Source organism: Francisella sp. SYW-2 (assembly GCF_008711475.1).
Classification (GTDB): domain Bacteria; phylum Pseudomonadota; class Gammaproteobacteria; order Francisellales; family Francisellaceae; genus Francisella; species Francisella salimarina.
In genome coordinates this window covers 96,979-113,779 of record NZ_VXKO01000005.1, presented here as the reverse complement: position 1 = coordinate 113,779, position 16,801 = coordinate 96,979, and the positions used below count along the sequence as shown (strand labels likewise).

Here is a 16,801-nt window from a genome sequence, read left to right as displayed (position 1 = left end):
TGTGCCAATTGAATATTTCAGATAGACTTCCTCTTAGCTGATTAAAGTACTTTTTCATCTTTCGCAAATAATGAATATATAAGGCTTTAATCAGTCCTTTCAATATTTTTTATCGTGTACAGAGATAATTTCTAGTGTATTATTCTATTTACTGATCTAAAGTTGTATAATTCATCGGACTATCTATACAATAATTTTTTTCTATAAATGAGTAACTATATTTTTATAGTTTCTGCGCCTTCTGGTGCTGGCAAAAGCTCCTTATTAAAAGCTTTTTTAGAAACTGAAATTGGCAAAGAAAATTTTGCTGTTGCAACATCACATACAACTAGAGATCCTCGGATAGGTGAAACTAATGGTAAAGAATATCATTTCGTTTCAATTATAGAGTTTGAAAAGATGCTAGACGCTAATGGCTTTATTGAATATGCTAAAGTTTTCAAAAATTACTATGGGACATCTAAGTCTGAAATAGATAAATTACTTGCGCAAGGCAAAAATATAATTCTTGAGATTGATTGGCAAGGTGCCCAACAAACAAGATCTATATATGGAAACAAGGCAAAGAGTATATTTATTTTACCTCCATCTATGGATGAGTTGAGAAAGCGTCTAGAAACTAGAAATACAGACTCTAAAGACATTATAGACTATCGAATGAGTCAAGCAGAGTCTGAAATCTCTCATGCAGATGAATATGATTATCAACTCGTAAATGATGATTTTAGTCAATCATTAGAGCAACTATGTAAATATTTCGAAGAAAATATCCAAAGCTAATAACTAAGGAGACATTTGGATGTTAAATCAAAAACTTATAAAAGACAAAATATCACAAGCTAGACAAGAGTTACCTAGTTTGAAAATAAAAGATACTGAAAAGCAACAATATATGCATGAAATACAAGAGCTATTGAAGCAGAATAATGCTTGCTTGGTAGCACATTATTATGTTGATGCAGAAATACAAGAGTTAGCAGAAAAAACTGGTGGATTTGTTGGAGACTCTCTGGCTATGGCAAAGTTTGGTCTTGAAAGTGAATGCGATACTCTCGTGGTTGCGGGTGTTAGATTTATGGGCGATTCTGCTAAGATCCTCAGTCCTGAGAAAAAAATTCTTATGCCAACTTTAGAAGCTGAGTGTTCGCTAGATTTAAGCTGTAGTAATGATGAGTTTAAAAAGTTTATAGAAGCTAATCCTGATAGGGAGGTTGTTGTATATGTTAATACATCTGCGGAGATTAAAGCTCTAGCTGACTGGACCGTGACATCATCAAATGCTTTGGAAATATGTTCACATCTGCATAAGCAAGGTAAAAAATTACTTTGGGGACCTGATAGATTTCTTGGAGATTGGATTATAAAACAAACTGGAGCTGATATGCTACTATATGATGGTAGTTGTATAGTACATGAAGAGTTTAAGGCACAAGCGCTTGATGATCTGATGCTTGAATATCCAGATGCTGCGGTTTTGGTACATCCAGAGTCACCTGCTGAGATTATAAAAAGAGCCGATGCAGTAGGATCAACTTCTCAATTAATAGCTGCAAGTAAAGAGATGGACAATGATAAGTTTATCGTAGCAACTGATACAGGTGTGTTTTATAAGATGAAACAGTTATCACCGCATAAACAATTTATTCCAGCACCTACAGCAGGTCGTGGTGCAACATGTCAATCATGTGCAAAATGTCCATGGATGAAGCTAAATCAACTTAAGAATCTAAAAGATTGTTTGATTAATAAAGATAATGAGATATTCGTAGAAGAAATAGTGCGCCAAAAAGCTCTTATTCCTCTAAACAGAATGATAAATTTCTAAGGAAGTATTATGTCTGAAATAATGTTAAATACTAATCAGATTACTAGTGTTCCAGAGAATGTTATTAAAAAATTAGTAGCGGAGTCTTTAGTCGAAGATATTGCAGATGGTGATATTACTGCGCAGCTTGCCGAAAATGTAGATACGACAGCATTTTGTATTACACGTGAAGATATGGTTTTATGTGGCCAAGAGTTTGCTAATGAAGTTATAAATCAAGTGGATAAAAATATCCAGATAATATGGTTTTATGATGATGCAGACAAAATATCTGCTGGTGAGAAGATTTTTGAGCTTAGGGGTAATGCTAGGAGTATTTTAACAGCAGAGAGAGCAATGCTTAATTTTATTCAGATGCTCTCTGCTACAGCAACAGCAACAAATAATTTAGTTAAATTGATTGCTGATTATAAGACAAAGCTTCTTGATACGCGTAAAACTGTTCCATGTTTTCGTATGGCTCAAAAATATGCTGTTACATGTGGTGGAGGATTTAATCATCGCATAGGCTTATTTGACGCATATTTGATTAAAGAGAATCACATCCGCTCAGCTGGCGGCATTACAAAGGCTGTTTCAAAAGCTGCTCGTTTACAACCTACAAAAACTATAGAAGTTGAAGTGACTAACCTTGATGAGTTAAATCAAGCGATTCAAGCTGGTGCTAATATCATTATGCTAGATAATTTCTCGATCGAGGATATAAACAAAGCAGTCGAGATTGCTAAAGGTAAAGTAGCGCTTGAGGTATCAGGTAATATAGATAGTAACTCTATAGTGAAGATGGCTAAAACGGGTGTGGATTTTATATCTGTTGGGGCAATTACTAAACATATTACGGCGATAGATTTATCTATGCAGGTTCAATTATAACAATGATTACTAGAAAGCATGATGTAGTTATAGTTGGTGGAGGATTAGCTGGTATAGTAGCCACTATTGAGTTAGCTGAGCATGGATTAAATGTGGCTTTGATTTTTGATCAAAAATTAAGTCATAGCGCAAGCTCGTATGCTCAAGGTGGAATCGCAGCAATAGTTTCTGAGGAAGATACTATACAATCACATGTAAACGATACATATATAGCTAGTGGTAAGATTGCAAATCTTGAGAGTATTACACAAGTAGTGACAGAATCTAACTCCGCAATATCGTGGTTAGAAGAGCATGGCGTAGAGTTTGATAGGAAGTCAGATGGTGAATATAGCTTACATTTGGAGGGAGGACATTCCTTAGCAAGAATTTTGCATATCAAAGACTATACTGGTCGAGCTGTTATTACTAAGTTGTACGAAAATCTTGATAGATTAAAGAATATCACTATATATTCTGAACATAATGTTATTGAATTGATTAAAAAAGATAATAAATGTATAGGTTTATATACTCATAACGAAAGTCATAATGTGACTAAGTTTATTGCAAAAAAAGTGATATTAGCATCGGGTGGAGCTTCAGGACTGTACAAATATGTAACTAATGCAACAGCCGGCACTGGAAGCTCTATGATAATGGCTTATGATATTGGTTGTGAGCTTGAGAATTTAGAGTTTACACAGTTTCATCCAACGTGTTTTTTTGCTCGAAATGGAGATCCTGTATTAATATCAGAAGCTATTCGTGGTAGTGGAGCAGTTCTAGAAACTGAGAAGGGCTTACGAATAATGAAGTCAGTCCATAAAAGACAAGATCTAGCTCCTAGAGATATTGTTGCACGACAAATATATATAAATATGCAAGCTGGAAGAGATATTTACCTAAATGCTACTCATTTGAGCTCTAGTCAATGGCAAGAAAATTTTCCGTACATATATCAGAAGTTATTAGATAATAATATTGATCCTACAAATGATAGAATCCCAATATCTCCGGCAGCGCATTATAGCTGTGGGGGGATTAGTGTAGATAAATACTCCCAAACAAATATCGATGGACTTTATGCAGTTGGTGAGGTTTCTTGTACTGGTCTTCACGGAGCAAATAGGCTTGCGAGTAATTCTCTACTAGAGTGTATTGTGTATGCACTTGCAGCGAGTAAACATATTTTAATAAATACAAAAGATACTTATCTAGAGGACAATCAACAGTTAAAATTAGTTGAATCTCATTGTGATTATACAAAACAAATCACTCATATACGCCAGTTAATGTGGGATAGTGTTGGATTAGTTAGAAAGCAAAATGAGTTAATAAATGTCTATAAAGAGCTAGAAGTATTAGAAAAATCTATTGCCCATAATCATGATTTAGAAAATTACGATTTAAAATTAGAGGCTTATCGTAAAGTAATCAAGTTAGCTAAACTCTCTGTAAAACAAGCAGTAAGTAGAAAATATAGTGTAGGAAGTCACTTTCTTAGGTCTTAATTTTTAAATATTAATTGTTTTATTCTAATCACAGTTACTCCAATTAACATTGCATATATAAAATTGATGAAAATAGGAATAACATAGCCAAAAGAATACATAAACACACCATCAAGAAAGACTAAAGTTTGCTCTGGAGTTTTATCAAAATATATAGCAAACCATTGTATAAAATTTTCACTAAAGAATAACTGATTTGCTACATGAATTTTTGTAGTAAAGATAATATTGCAAAGAGCTCCAACAAATATTCCAGGATCAGTTAGTAAGTGCCTATAATCTATACTACTAATTTTTATGGTTTTTGTATGAACAATTTGTAAATGATTATATTCACATAAAACAAAAACTATCAGAAAAATAATAATGTAGATTTTAAAATTAGTGGGAGGTAGTTTGTTTAACAAATATAGCTTGATTATTAAAGTTACTAGAATGCAAAATATAAAAGAGAAAATATATATTTGTGCACTTAAGTAAGAGGCTAGTATTAAAATAAACGAACAGAATATCAACCAGTTAAATAATCTAAGTAATTTTGGTTTGATAATATTTGCATGATCTTCTATGTTATCAGAGCTTTCAGGCTCTGAAGAATCAGTAGAAATTTTACTTTTAAAAAACATAAGGCAATTAATTAATTTTTTACATATTATGGGCTTTTAAAAGTTTTTGTAAACCATTATAGTATCTTTACTATATTAGGAGTTTTATTATATATGAAAAAGTATCTATTAATGTTGGTGAGTATATCAATATTTGGTATGTCATTTGCAATGACACCAAGTAGCTTTATAGCTAAACCTACGCCAAGCAAATATGAGTCTGAAATTATGCACGCCGATGAGCAAATTATAAAGAGTATAGCTGAGCGACAGGAGTTAAGAAGTAAGATGTTGGATTTACAAAAAGAGCAAAACTTACCAGATTCAGATCCGTTCCAAGATAAGGACTTAGAAGCTACGCGTACAAATTTTGCAATAGAGTATAATGTTAATCCTAAACTTGTGGATGAGATTTTTAGTATTTTGAACTCTCCGGATCAGAATACACCAAAGTAGTTTTTAAATAATGTATATAAGAGGTGATGGAATGTCGATTTACGACTTTAAACTAACTAAAAACGATGGTTCGGAATATTATTTACCGAAAGATAAAGTCCTTTTGATAGTTAATGTTGCAAGTAAGTGTGGTTTTACTAAACAATACAGGGGACTTCAACATTTGCATAAAATACATCCGGATTTAGAGATAGTAGCTTTCCCTTGTAACTCATTCGGGGGGCAAGAACCTGGTAGTGATGAAGAGATTAAAAACTTTTGTGAAACTAACTATGATGTTACTTTCCCAATAATGAAAAAGACAAAAGTAAATGGTAAAGATGCTGAACCTATATTTGAATATCTCAAGGATAAGGCAAGAGGCGTACTAGGTACAGAACGTATAAAATGGAATTTTACAAAATTTTTAGTATCAAAAGATGGTGAGACTGTCATTAGATATGCGCCTAAAACAATTCCTGAAGATCTAATATCTGATATCGAGAATTTTCTTAAAGATTAAGTTCAAAAATCTGTATAATTTATTTATCTCTGTTTTAAATTCTAAAATATGATTTCAACTTCATTATCTTATATATCATCTTTATTACTTATCTGTAGTCTTATAGTTTTGTTATCAAGTAAATCAAAATCAAAATTATTTGAATATTTTCCAGCGATTGTAATTATTTATTTTGTCATAGTAGTACTTTCAGCTATGGGATTTTGGGATTCAAAATCTTCAGAAATTATTCAAACAAGATTACAGCTTCAAGACTTAATATTGCCTGTGATGTTATTTTTGATGCTTATTCGCTGTGATATTAGAGTAGTTATAAAGCTAGGTAGAAAATTACTTATAGCATTTTTTGGAGCTACAGTAAGTATCATGATAGCTTTTATTATAATGTACTTGACTGTCGGTAGGTACATATCATTAGATGCTTGGAAAGGGTTCTCAGCTTTATCAGCAAGTTGGATGGGTGGTACTGGTAATATGATCGCTGTTAAGCAAGCTCTAGGTACTCCTGATAATCAGATGGGCTATATACTATTGACAGATTCTATTAGTTATTCTATTTGGTTTGCTTTTCTGTTTGCGCTTATTTCTCGAGCAAATATATTTGATAAATGGACTAAAGCAGGTTGTATTGAAGAGCATATAAGTAAAGTTGATATCAATAACCCTTATGATGTCAAAGGCGATATTAACTTTGTTGGAATATTTGTACTAATTGCAATGGCATTTACTGCTACTGATATAGCAAAGATTTTATCAAGTTATTTACCAGCAACAGATTTAATATCTGCTAAGACTTGGACAATACTGCTAGTAACACTATTTGGGTTTGTAGGTGCTATGACTCCATTAGCCAAAATTAGAAGTGATAGTATTATTGCAAGTATCTTCTTATATTTTTTGGTCGCACTTATAGCATCAGGCTCAAGTTTTAAAGGGTTTTCTCAAGCATCGATATACATAGTTTGTGGACTTATGGTTCTTGTTATTCATGCTATACTTATGATAATAATTGCCAAGATATTTAGGCTAAACTTAGCAATGTGCTCTATTGCCTCTTTAGCAAATATTGGTGGAATAGCAGGAGCACCTATATTAGCAAGTGCATATACAAGAAGTTTGGTATCTATCGCAGTTGTTATGGCTTTACTTGGGTTTTTGATTGGTACCCAAGGTGGATTAATTGTAGCTAAGATACTTTCAGGATTTGCAATATGAGTAAGATAATTGATATAAAAACATCTATCATCAAAATACCTCTTAAAAGAACATTTATAACAGCTGTACGAAGTACAAACCATATTGATTCCTTAGCAGTTGAGCTAACTTTAGATAATGGAGTTAAAGGTTATGGTGTATCTCCAGCAACCACAGCGATTACTGGAGATACGTTGCAGGGTATGCAATATATTATTCGTGAGATATTTGCTCCAGTGATACTTGGCTCAGATTTATCTGATTACAAACAAACTTTAGAACTAGCTTTTAAAAAAGTGATGTTTAACTCTGCTGCCAAAATGGCTATAGATTTGGCGTATCATGATTTATTAGCCAAAGAGCAAAATATATCTGTTGCTAAATTACTTGGTGCAAAAAACAATATCATTGAAACTGATGTTTCTATAAGTTGTGGTAGCATTGCAGAAACTATACAAAATATTCAAAATGGTGTCGAAGCTAATTTTACGGCTATTAAGGTTAAAACAGGTGCTGATTTTAATAGAGATATCCAGTTGCTTAAAGCTCTTGATAATGAGTTTAGTAAAAACATTAAATTTAGGTTTGATGCTAATCAAGGTTGGAATCTAGCACAAACAAAGCAGTTTATCGAGGAGATAAACAAATATAGTTTAAATGTAGAGATAATCGAGCAACCTGTTAAATATTACGATATAAAAGCAATGGCAGAGATTACTAAATTTAGTAATATTCCTGTAGTTGCAGATGAGTCAGTATTTGATGCCAAAGATGCAGAGCGAGTTATAGATAAACAAGCGTGTAACATGATTAATATTAAACTTGCAAAAACAGGTGGTATTTTAGAAGCTCAAAAAATCAAGAAACTAGCAGACATTGCAGGTATATCATGTATGGTGGGTTGTATGATGGAGTCACCAGCAGGTATTTTAGCTATAGCTAGTTTTGCATTAGCAGAAGATATTACAGTAGCTGATCTTGATCCTTTAGACTGGGTAGCTAAAGATTTGTATAGTGATTATATTACATTTAATGAGCCTAATATTATTCTAAAAGATAATCTAAAGGGTTTTGGTTTTAATCTGTAAGTAATACATATAACGATGAATAAAGATAAAGTTGTAATTTTGGTACATGGTTTTATTAAAAATAGTAAAGACATGTCATCTTTAGCTAATTTTTTGAAAGATGGTTATGATGAGGTTATAGCAGTTGACTTACCAACAACATTTGTAAGTATTGATATAGCAGTTAATAAACTATGTCAAATTATAGAAAATATTCCATCATCAAAGTCGTTGATATTTGTAGCTCATAGTATGGGTGGGATAATATCATGTATGACTATTGATAAGTTACAGCTTACGAATGTTGAAAAGTGTGTATTTATAGCTTCGCCATTTGCTGGGTCAAGAGTCGCAAATTTCGGTGACAGGATTCCATTTTATTCCAGAGTGCTAAAACCAAATAAAGATCTCAAAGTAACTAATAAATATTTAGAAATTTGTAATCGAGTAGCAGACAAAGTATCAGTAGGTCTTATTGCTGGTAATAAGTATTCAAAACTTAATCTCTTAGCAAGATTATGTCTGAGAAGTGAGCATGATGGTTTGGTAGAGGTATCATCAGTGTTTTCTATAAACAGTATTGACAGAATTACTCTAAATAAAAATCATAGTGAAATTCATCATGATGAGGAAACTCTTACTAAAGTATCATTTTTTTTGAAGACAGGTAACTTTTATCTTAAAAGTTAAGTTTCTAGAATTAAGAACGAGGCTTGCACGCGAGATTCATTTCAGGCTCTGAGAATGAATTGTGACCCACCTCATGAGCATATCTACAATTTTTACTATTAAGCTGGGTAGCTTCAAAGAATTTGTTATCATTAGTGTGTATTGAGAATCCTTGATTAAACAAGATTATAGATGTGATCAATAGAGCTATTTTTTTCATTTTTTTTCCATCAAGTTTTAATTTTATTGGTATTATGGCAGGTAAATCATATATGTAAAACTAATGATTTTTATATTTCATATTAGTTTAGCTTATAAATGGATATTGATTTAGAGATCTTTTATCTGATCATATATCATGCTGGATACTAGATAGATAATAGATAGTCATTAATATACAATGATTTAGTCGTAAAAATACAAGGAGATGTATATGGATAAAAAGAAAGTTCTTTGTATAGGATGGGAGCCAAATTCTGTTGATTACTCCAAATATCCTGGTATGGATCCCGAAAGGCTTCGTAGTGTACTTGAAGTAGATTTACAAAAGTTAAATGATATTGGTTATGATGCTCAAATGGGATATATAACTAGTGAAGAATCTGCAGTTAAAGAGGTTGTTGATCTACTTTCCAATAGAAGGTTTGATATTGTTCTAATAGGTGCAGGTGTACGTAAAGATGATGATTGTTTTTATCTATTTGAAAAATTAGTGAACGTAGTTCATCAATATGCAACTACTGCAAAAATTTGTTTTAATACAGGACCAACGGATAGTGTACAAGCGGTTCAGCGCTGGGATTTATAACTTACTCTAAAAGGTATTTTATGATATCAAAAGTTTTATCTTTCACTTATTATATTTATAGACTTAGTAATTTTTAGGATTTTTAAAAGTGTATTTCTTAACAGAAAAACAAAACCGTGAAATTGAAGAGTATGCTATTTCTCAAGGATTAAATCTAATCGAAAATGCTTCAGATGAAATTGTTAAATTGATTAGTGCTAAGTTTGATAAACAAAGTAAAGTCTTAGTAATAGCGGGTTCTGGCAATAATGGTAGTGATGGAGTTGCAGCTGCGATCAAGCTTTTAAATAATGGCTATAGTGTTGATGTTTATAGAGTTTTTGCTAAGGGAAATCAAGACAACCGAAACTATTATCAAAAGTTTTCAAAGTTAAAGGCTCCTTTAGATAAATTGCTGGATATTAATAATTATGATGTCGTAATAGATGGAATATTTGGCATAGGGCTAGATAGAGATTTACAAGGAGATATTTTAGAACTTGTTAAAGTTATAAATCAAAATTCAAAATACACATTAGCTATAGATGTACCAAGTGGATTAGGTGCTTTTAATGCCAAAGTATATGGTGATGCTATCCAAGCTAATGAAACAATTACATTTTTAGCTGATAAGCAAGGGCTACATACTGGCGATGGTTTAGATTATGCTGGTCAGGTAACTGTCAAAGAGCTGATTGATAATCAAAATATCAAGATTACTCAATTAGAGTATCAAGTCTCTAAAAATCATATTCAAGATATAAATCTTGATAATATCCTTAGAAAAAAGAAAAATACCAATAAAGGTACTTATGGCGATCTAGCTATAATAGGTGGTAATATCGGTATGAATGGAGCTTTGCAATTAGCTGGTAGAAGCTCGCTATATAGTGGCTGTGGTAAGGTCTCGATGATATCTTTAGATAAAGACTTTCGTGCCAATATGTCTATACCTGAGCTAATGACAAAATCTCTAGAAGATATTCCTAAAAATCTAAATACTTTCTCAGCTTTGGTAGTAGGTGTTGGTTTTGACACAACAGATGACTCTCAACAAGTTTTACAGTTAATAATTGATAATTTAACTCAACCAGCAATTTTTGATGCAGATGCCCTAAATATAATCTCAACTAATCAACAAATTAGAGAAAAATTTATCCAATTAGAAAATAAAATAATAACACCACATCCTGCAGAAGCAGCAAGACTACTTGGCTGTACTACTAAAGAAGTCCAAGATGATAGATTTGTAGCAGTTAGAGCATTAGCTAAAAAGTATAACGCTACAGTAGTACTAAAAGGAGCTGGAAGCCTAATTTGTAAATCTGATGAAATCTATATAAATGCTACAGGCAATCAAGGTATGGCAGTGGCAGGGCAAGGAGATGTATTATCTGGGATTATTGGAGCGTTCTTAGCTCAAGGTTTGGATACGCTATCAGCAAGTAGATTAGCTGTATATGTTCATGGTCTAGCTGGAGATAATATCGTTAAAAAACTAGGTGGATATGTTGGAATATTTCCTAGTAGAGTAGCTGAGGAGATTAGTATTATTTTGAATAATTATTAGTTGTCAATAAGTCATTTTTAAAACTCTTATCCAAAATCGTCAATACATCATCATGAAATCTCTCTCTTTTTTGCTGTGTGGATCTACCACAGAACAACTCAGCAAATCTACTAGTTGGCGATTCAGCATCGACATGGACAGCTCCACTAACTTTGATAAGAGTATTATCTTTTAGACTTGTTATGAAGTCTTTGTAGTTATTATTTGCATTACATGCGCTTGCTGGGGCAGCTATTATATAGGTTGGGCAATTTATATTCTTGGCGGCTTGAGAGCCAAGATTACCTACATCTACAGGGTCTAATCCTATCCAAAGTTTGACCTTAGTACTCTCTGATGTCGCTATCAAAGTAGCTAATCCTCCAGCGGAGAAACCAACCAAAGCAAGATTATTATTTATAATGTCTAGGAAATTCCCCCAACCAGACATATTATCTTTTGATCTTGAGAAACCATGTACGACTATAACTACTGGTAAATTTCGATTAGATTTTTGATAAAAAATATCGTAGTTGGAACTCGCAATATTTAGAGAAATATTAGCCGTTTCTTTGATGATTTTAGATGAGTTTTTGCTATCTTGAGCATTTAACATACTAAAAGTAAAAAATATAGAAAATAAAATAAAACTAAGAGAAAACTTAGTTTTTAGCATGAGATTTAATTAAGAATCAATTTCTATATCGCTAAATTGGATATCCATAACATTATTTTGAGCATCAACTACTTCTACATAAGTTATAGTTTCACCACCTTTTAGGGTTACTTCTTTAAGAGCTTTTGATAGTAATTCAGTCTTAGGAGTTAGTATTAATGTCCAATCATCTGTAGTACTGCTGAATTTAGTATTGAAATTATCGTAGATTACTTTTGAGTCACCCTCTAATACAGACAAGAATACTTTAGAGAATGAGAATACCATTGGGCTATCTTCTTCACCAAATACAGATTTTGGACTATCTGCAGTCTTAATTGTAATAGTATCTTTTGTTGCTTTTAGAGAAGATTTAAACGGTTTCTCTTGGTTCCACTCTAAACCATCTTTCTTAGATAGCTCAAATTCACCAGATGCAAGAATAGGCTTGTCCAAACCTTGAATTTTGCGTGATTGGATGAAGTGACCAGAGTAGTTATCATTTTTAACTAGCTGTTCTTCTACTTTAGCAAAGTCTGCTGAAGGGGCAGCATAAACTAATCCACTAACTAATATACTTGTAGCAATCGCGACTTTCTTTAACATTTCATTTCTCCTGTATAATTTTCATAAATTTAGTTTTAAACTAAGTATTATTAATATTACATACATAACCTTAATATACTAGACTTATAGATAAGTAAATTATAAAAATTAACAAATATTAATAATCTTATTCATATCTGAATAGATGCTAATAGTAATTCTCAGCTTAAATTAAAAAGGTGTAATATCGTGGAAAACATCATCTACAATTTGAAAAGGAAGCTTCAATATACAGCTATTTAAACTGATGCAACAGATAGCAATTGAGCAAGCAAATAAGACTTTTTTTAATTTCATAACTTATGATTAATATATTAAATTTTCTATATATATTATAGGACTAAAAATTACTTTTCTAGAGATGTCTTTTATTTGTTATAATATTTCATAATACCTAGATAGGCAACTATAGTGAAACATCAACTTAAATGGATGGCATGGGAGACAACTAGGCGTTGTAATCTTAAATGCGTGCATTGTCGTTCATCTTCAGAATGTGAAGTAGTAGGACATCCAGATTTCTCTACTGAGGAAGGCTTTAGAATCATTGATAATATAGTCGAATTTGCTAACCCTGTCTTGGTATTATCAGGAGGCGAACCACTTTTACGAGCAGATATTTTTGAGCTAGCAGAATACGGTGCTAGTAAAGGTCTACGTATGGCTTTAGCTACTAATGGCTCATTAGTTACAGATGAGATTTGTAAGAGGATCAAAAACTCAATTATAAGTATAGTATCTTTAAGCATAGATGGTGCTACAGCTGAGACACATGATGATTTTAGAAGCCAAAAAGGCGCCTTTGAAGCAACTGTAAGAGCTGCGAAACTATTCAAAAAGCATGGTATACCATTTTTGATAAACTCATCATTTACCAAACGTAATCAACATGAGATCAAAGATGTCTATAAACTAGCAAAATCCCTTGAGGCTACAGCATGGTATCTATTTATGATAGTGCCAACAGGGCGTGGTGAAGAGCTTATGCAAGAGTTGATAGATATTGATGATTATCAAGATATTTTAAATTGGCACTATGATATGGAAGCTGATGAGCAAGATATGCTTGTGCGTCCAACTTGTGCGCCACATTATTATCGTATTCGCTTTGAGCGTAATAAAGACGATGGAGCAAAGGTTCGATCACGAGCTCTTAGTTTTGGAACTGGTGGTGGTAAAGGGTGTATTGCTGGGCAAAGTATATGTCTACTAGATGTTGATGGTAATGTCTACCCATGTAGTTATCTGCCTGTTAGCGCTGGTAATGTCAAAGAGAAATCATTTGCAGATATTTGGCAACATAGTGATGTAATGCATGATATGCGTGATTTTAGTGCTTATGAAGGTAAATGTGGTTCATGCGAATTTATCAAAATATGTGGTGGCTGTAGAGCTAGAGCTTATAATATTCACGGTAGCTATCTTGCAGAAGAGCCATTTTGCAATCACATGCCTATTAAAATGAAGCAAAAAGAAGATTAAACCCTATATTTTATTGTCTTTGTAAACCAACAATAGCTGACATCTCAACAATTTGTTTGATATCTTCTTTTGGAGTAGTTTTTTTTCCTCTACCTTGTACTTGATGTGGTATATCTATGAAATTCATAGCTTTCAGATCATAAGTGACATAACCAGTATCTATACTCATAGCATAAACTCCTACAGGACCTGTACCTTGATATACAGCATTATCTTTATATGCTACAGTTAGATTCTTAAGGTCTTTAATAGTTGTCCATAGTGTCATAGATTTCTCATAAGGTGGTACAGAAGCATTGGCAATTATTGATGCTGCATGAAATATAGCTTCTCTATTAGATTTTGGCTCAAGCATCAGTTCAGACAATATATAAGATCTAACAAATCTTGCAGCTGCACTAAAATCTCCAGGTAGTCCAACTAATTGAGCTACTTCTGGACGAGAGCTTGAAATTGTATCAGCATAATTAATAACTCTATCACTAAATTTAGGATTACTATTATTTACTGATGGTTGTAGTAGTGATTTATATTCTTCAATATTGCTTAGATGCCATTCGTAAGTAGGTGCATTAGTTAAGACATTACCAGCATTTTTATGAATGTACATTTTACCATCAATAAACTCTATTACAGCACTGTTGCCATCAGCATCTCTTAAACACATGTGAAGAGGAATATTTTTTATATATATGCCGTCTTTTAACTTTACAGCACTATTCACTATCTGATGCTCAGATATTAATTTAAGAGCATCAGCTACATCTTTTGCCATAGCTAGCAAAAAATTACCTAACTCATACACCGCTAGTGCAGGCCTATTATCATTATCATCATAACTTGGATATACCGTACCATCTAAATACAAGATACTATATGAAAAACCTTGAGTGTTTAAACCATCTGTTACATAACTCTCAAATCCTAATCTACAAAAGTAACCATATTTTGAAGTCCACTTAGCGATTTTACTTTCAGGAATTTTATCAGCATCTATTACAACATCTGTTACATTTTCAATACCGACATAACCCCAACCATTTTTAAAGGCAATATTTATTGGAAAATCCATAGATCTTGCTTCGATTTTGTATTGATTTTTATTTATAAAAACATTAGTACACATAGTAATCTTACCTTTCAAATTTCATTGCTGGTGCTATACTTACAATATTAATACTACATTATTTTGGAATATAAGAGAATGACTCAACAATTTAATAAAATAATTTTATATCGCATGGTAACACCTGAGAAAACTTGCCCGTATGGTCTAAAAGCAAAAGCGTTATTTGAAGAAAAGGGTTGGTGTTTTGAAGACCATATTTTAAAAACTAGAGCTGAAACAGATGCTTTTAAACATAAGTATAATTTAGAAACTACACCTTTAATATTTATTGATGATAAACAGATTGGTGGATATAGCGATTTGCTTAAGTTCTTAGGTCAGAAATGAATCAGCAGTTAAAATACTTTGTTTTGTCAACTAAGGTATTACCTGAACATATCGATCCAAATAATCATCTTAATAATATTGTCTATCTTCAATGGATGCAGGATGTGGCTATTGAGCATGTCAAGGCTAATAAGGTTTTTGACTTAACGGAGTCTCAAGGACTTACATGGTTTGCTAAGAAGCATACTATAGAGTATCTATCGCAAGGATTTTTAGGTGATGATATCGCTGTAGTTACGTGGGTAGAGAGTATTACCAAGATTTCTACATTTAGAAAGTATCATATTTATAGAAAGTCAGATAAAGCTCTTCTGTGTAAAGCAGATACCCTTTGGGTAATGATAAATGCTCAGAAAGGCAGACCTGTAAAAATACCAGCAGAATTAGTTGAAATATTTGATAAATATAATGATTTTGAAATTGATGATGTAGCTACGTTGATTTAATTTTTATATTAATGATTTAAGGAGCCGTAGATATGAATATGGCAGATGAAATTATAGATCTTTTTTCTCAAAAGCATTATCCAAAAGTAACTAAAGTAAAAAATGGTAATCTTATAAAATATTATAATGATGGTATTGTTGCTATTTTTCCTACTGCTAAAACTTCACAAAAAGCTATGATAGTCTCAGTAGGTATACATGGTGATGAGACAGGGCCTGTGGAATTAGTTTATAAACTTTTTAATGATCTTATAAACGGCAATATTACTATTAACCGTCCATTAATGATTATAGTAGGTAACCTAGAAGCAATTAGACAAGGAAAACGTCAGATTGAAGTTAATTTAAATAGATGTTTTGATATTGATGAATTGAGCTTAAATAATTCTTTAGAGCATAAAAGAGCGTTAGATATTATTACAGTGATAGATCATTTTAAAAAAGAACTTGATGCTGAAAATAGTTCAATAGAGCTATTACTTGATTTACATAGCTATGTTTATCCAGATTATTTTTGTGAATATCAAGATGATAAAACACAGTTTGCAATTTGTGTCAAAGAACAACCGTATAATTTATCTCATGAGAAAATTTTATTTGCTTGTAATCTTGGTAAAGTTATAACTGATATTAATATGAAAGGAACTCTAGTTTCTTTTATAGTAAAGAAATATCCTTATATTACAAGTATGGTATTTGAACTTGGACATGCCCATAAGTTAGGTGATAATAATCCATTGGATTTGGAGAATATCTCTAACTATCTATATACTCAAGTATCTGAGAAGTATAACCAAAAGATACAAAGAAACTCTCAGCAAATTGAAAAATATAAATTTTGTCCACCAGTAATTAAAAATAATGAAACTTTTGAGCTAAATAATAATATTTGTCTAAAAAACTTTACTAAATATAAGAAAGGAACAGTCCTTGCTTATGAGAATGGAGAGGTTATATACAAAGTACCATCAGATAATCATACTGTACTTTTCCCATGGCCTACCAGACCAATTGGAGCGGCAGGTACATATATATTAGAGAAATTGTAAGGCTCTAATGGTTTTATAGAAGTCGGTGTTTAAAAATATTTATTAAGTTATAAAAAATCATCGTTTACAGAGGATTTTAGTTAAAGT

Annotated in this window: 20 protein-coding genes; 15 read left to right on the top strand and 5 right to left on the bottom strand. The window is 32.1% G+C overall.

Translation table 11 applies throughout. The features are described from left to right. The first annotated feature begins 207 nt into the window (after window positions 1–207). The 4 genes from gmk to nadB are packed head-to-tail and all read left to right on the top strand — an operon-like array spanning window position 208 to window position 4,191. On the top strand, window positions 208–780 hold the full coding sequence (gene gmk / locus F3D57_RS03340) for a guanylate kinase (protein WP_042518566.1): 573 nt from the start codon (window positions 208–210) through the stop codon (window positions 778–780). Window positions 781–799: 19 nt separating this feature from the next. After that, the gene (nadA, locus tag F3D57_RS03335) at window positions 800–1,825 is read left to right on the top strand and encodes a quinolinate synthase NadA (protein WP_150465188.1); all 1,026 of its coding nucleotides are present in this window, start codon (window positions 800–802) and stop codon (window positions 1,823–1,825) included. Between the two features lie 9 nt (window positions 1,826–1,834). Further along, window positions 1,835–2,698 carry a carboxylating nicotinate-nucleotide diphosphorylase gene (gene nadC, locus F3D57_RS03330; protein WP_150465187.1) on the top strand — a complete coding sequence of 288 codons (864 nt, stop codon included), beginning with the start codon at window positions 1,835–1,837 and terminating at the stop codon, window positions 2,696–2,698. A 2-nt stretch (window positions 2,699–2,700) separates the two neighbouring features. After that, window positions 2,701–4,191, top strand: a complete 1,491-nt coding sequence (gene nadB / locus F3D57_RS03325) for an L-aspartate oxidase (RefSeq protein ID WP_150465186.1) — start codon at window positions 2,701–2,703, stop codon at window positions 4,189–4,191. On the opposite strand, the gene F3D57_RS03320 is transcribed toward nadB, so the two are convergent. Continuing rightward, a complete protein-coding gene (locus tag F3D57_RS03320) occupies window positions 4,188–4,817 on the bottom strand; it encodes a hypothetical protein (RefSeq protein ID WP_150465185.1) in 630 nt (209 codons plus the stop codon). The genes nadB and F3D57_RS03320 overlap by 4 nt on opposite strands. Before the next feature lie 93 nt (window positions 4,818–4,910). Here F3D57_RS03320 and F3D57_RS03315 point away from each other — a divergent pair, with 93 nt between their 5' ends. From F3D57_RS03315 to F3D57_RS03295, 5 genes are read left to right on the top strand one after another with little or no spacing between them, the layout of a single operon-like run. Continuing rightward, window positions 4,911–5,252 carry a chorismate mutase gene (locus F3D57_RS03315; protein ID WP_146421288.1) on the top strand — a complete coding sequence of 114 codons (342 nt, stop codon included), beginning with the start codon at window positions 4,911–4,913 and terminating at the stop codon, window positions 5,250–5,252. A 31-nt stretch (window positions 5,253–5,283) separates the two neighbouring features. Next, a complete protein-coding gene (locus tag F3D57_RS03310; protein ID WP_146421480.1) occupies window positions 5,284–5,754 on the top strand; it encodes a glutathione peroxidase in 471 nt (156 codons plus the stop codon). Window positions 5,755–5,802: 48 nt separating this feature from the next. Then, the gene (locus F3D57_RS03305) at window positions 5,803–6,969 is read left to right on the top strand and encodes a DUF819 domain-containing protein (RefSeq protein ID WP_150465184.1); all 1,167 of its coding nucleotides are present in this window, start codon (window positions 5,803–5,805) and stop codon (window positions 6,967–6,969) included. Continuing rightward, the gene (locus F3D57_RS03300; RefSeq protein WP_150465183.1) at window positions 6,966–8,036 is read left to right on the top strand and encodes a dipeptide epimerase; all 1,071 of its coding nucleotides are present in this window, start codon (window positions 6,966–6,968) and stop codon (window positions 8,034–8,036) included. Before F3D57_RS03305 ends, F3D57_RS03300 begins: the two co-directional genes overlap by 4 nt. A gap of 15 nt (window positions 8,037–8,051) precedes the next feature. Then, on the top strand, window positions 8,052–8,705 hold the full coding sequence (locus tag F3D57_RS03295; RefSeq protein ID WP_150465182.1) for an alpha/beta fold hydrolase: 654 nt from the start codon (window positions 8,052–8,054) through the stop codon (window positions 8,703–8,705). Window positions 8,706–8,715: 10 nt separating this feature from the next. Here F3D57_RS03295 and F3D57_RS03290 read toward each other — a convergent pair whose 3' ends face one another. Continuing rightward, the gene (locus F3D57_RS03290) at window positions 8,716–8,904 is read right to left on the bottom strand and encodes a hypothetical protein (protein WP_146421292.1); all 189 of its coding nucleotides are present in this window, start codon (window positions 8,902–8,904) and stop codon (window positions 8,716–8,718) included. Between the two features lie 213 nt (window positions 8,905–9,117). On the opposite strand from F3D57_RS03290, the gene F3D57_RS03285 reads away from it, so the two are divergent. Further along, window positions 9,118–9,492, top strand: coding sequence for a hypothetical protein (locus F3D57_RS03285; RefSeq protein WP_013923232.1), 375 nt, complete (start codon window positions 9,118–9,120; stop codon window positions 9,490–9,492). 88 nt (window positions 9,493–9,580) lie between these two features. Beyond that, entirely contained in the window at window positions 9,581–11,041 is a 1,461-nt protein-coding gene (locus F3D57_RS03280; protein ID WP_150465181.1) for an NAD(P)H-hydrate dehydratase, read from the top strand. On the opposite strand, the gene F3D57_RS03275 is transcribed toward F3D57_RS03280, so the two are convergent. Together F3D57_RS03275 and F3D57_RS03270 are read right to left on the bottom strand one after the other, a co-directional pair. Beyond that, window positions 11,022–11,636: an alpha/beta hydrolase gene (locus tag F3D57_RS03275; RefSeq protein WP_224728145.1), complete on the bottom strand. Its 615-nt coding sequence runs from the start codon at window positions 11,634–11,636 to the stop codon at window positions 11,022–11,024. The two genes, F3D57_RS03280 and F3D57_RS03275, sit on opposite strands and share 20 nt — an antisense overlap. Window positions 11,637–11,705: 69 nt before the next feature. Continuing rightward, window positions 11,706–12,281 carry a LolA family protein gene (locus tag F3D57_RS03270; RefSeq protein ID WP_150465179.1) on the bottom strand — a complete coding sequence of 192 codons (576 nt, stop codon included), beginning with the start codon at window positions 12,279–12,281 and terminating at the stop codon, window positions 11,706–11,708. A gap of 411 nt (window positions 12,282–12,692) precedes the next feature. Between F3D57_RS03270 and F3D57_RS03265 the strand changes: the two genes are divergently transcribed. Next, a complete protein-coding gene (locus tag F3D57_RS03265; RefSeq protein ID WP_150465178.1) occupies window positions 12,693–13,763 on the top strand; it encodes a radical SAM/SPASM domain-containing protein in 1,071 nt (356 codons plus the stop codon). A gap of 10 nt (window positions 13,764–13,773) precedes the next feature. Here the strand turns inward: F3D57_RS03265 and F3D57_RS03260 are convergent, their stop codons facing one another. Further along, a complete protein-coding gene (locus F3D57_RS03260) occupies window positions 13,774–14,889 on the bottom strand; it encodes a linear amide C-N hydrolase (protein WP_150465177.1) in 1,116 nt (371 codons plus the stop codon). 78 nt (window positions 14,890–14,967) lie between these two features. Between F3D57_RS03260 and F3D57_RS03255 the strand changes: the two genes are divergently transcribed. The 3 genes from F3D57_RS03255 to F3D57_RS03245 are packed head-to-tail and all read left to right on the top strand — an operon-like array spanning window position 14,968 to window position 16,714. Continuing rightward, window positions 14,968–15,219: a glutaredoxin domain-containing protein gene (locus tag F3D57_RS03255; RefSeq protein WP_150465176.1), complete on the top strand. Its 252-nt coding sequence runs from the start codon at window positions 14,968–14,970 to the stop codon at window positions 15,217–15,219. Continuing rightward, window positions 15,216–15,665, top strand: a complete 450-nt coding sequence (locus tag F3D57_RS03250; protein WP_013923225.1) for an acyl-CoA thioesterase — start codon at window positions 15,216–15,218, stop codon at window positions 15,663–15,665. Before F3D57_RS03255 ends, F3D57_RS03250 begins: the two co-directional genes overlap by 4 nt. A 32-nt stretch (window positions 15,666–15,697) precedes the next feature. Beyond that, on the top strand, window positions 15,698–16,714 hold the full coding sequence (locus tag F3D57_RS03245) for a succinylglutamate desuccinylase (RefSeq protein ID WP_150465175.1): 1,017 nt from the start codon (window positions 15,698–15,700) through the stop codon (window positions 16,712–16,714). The last annotated feature ends 87 nt before the right edge of the window (window positions 16,715–16,801 follow it).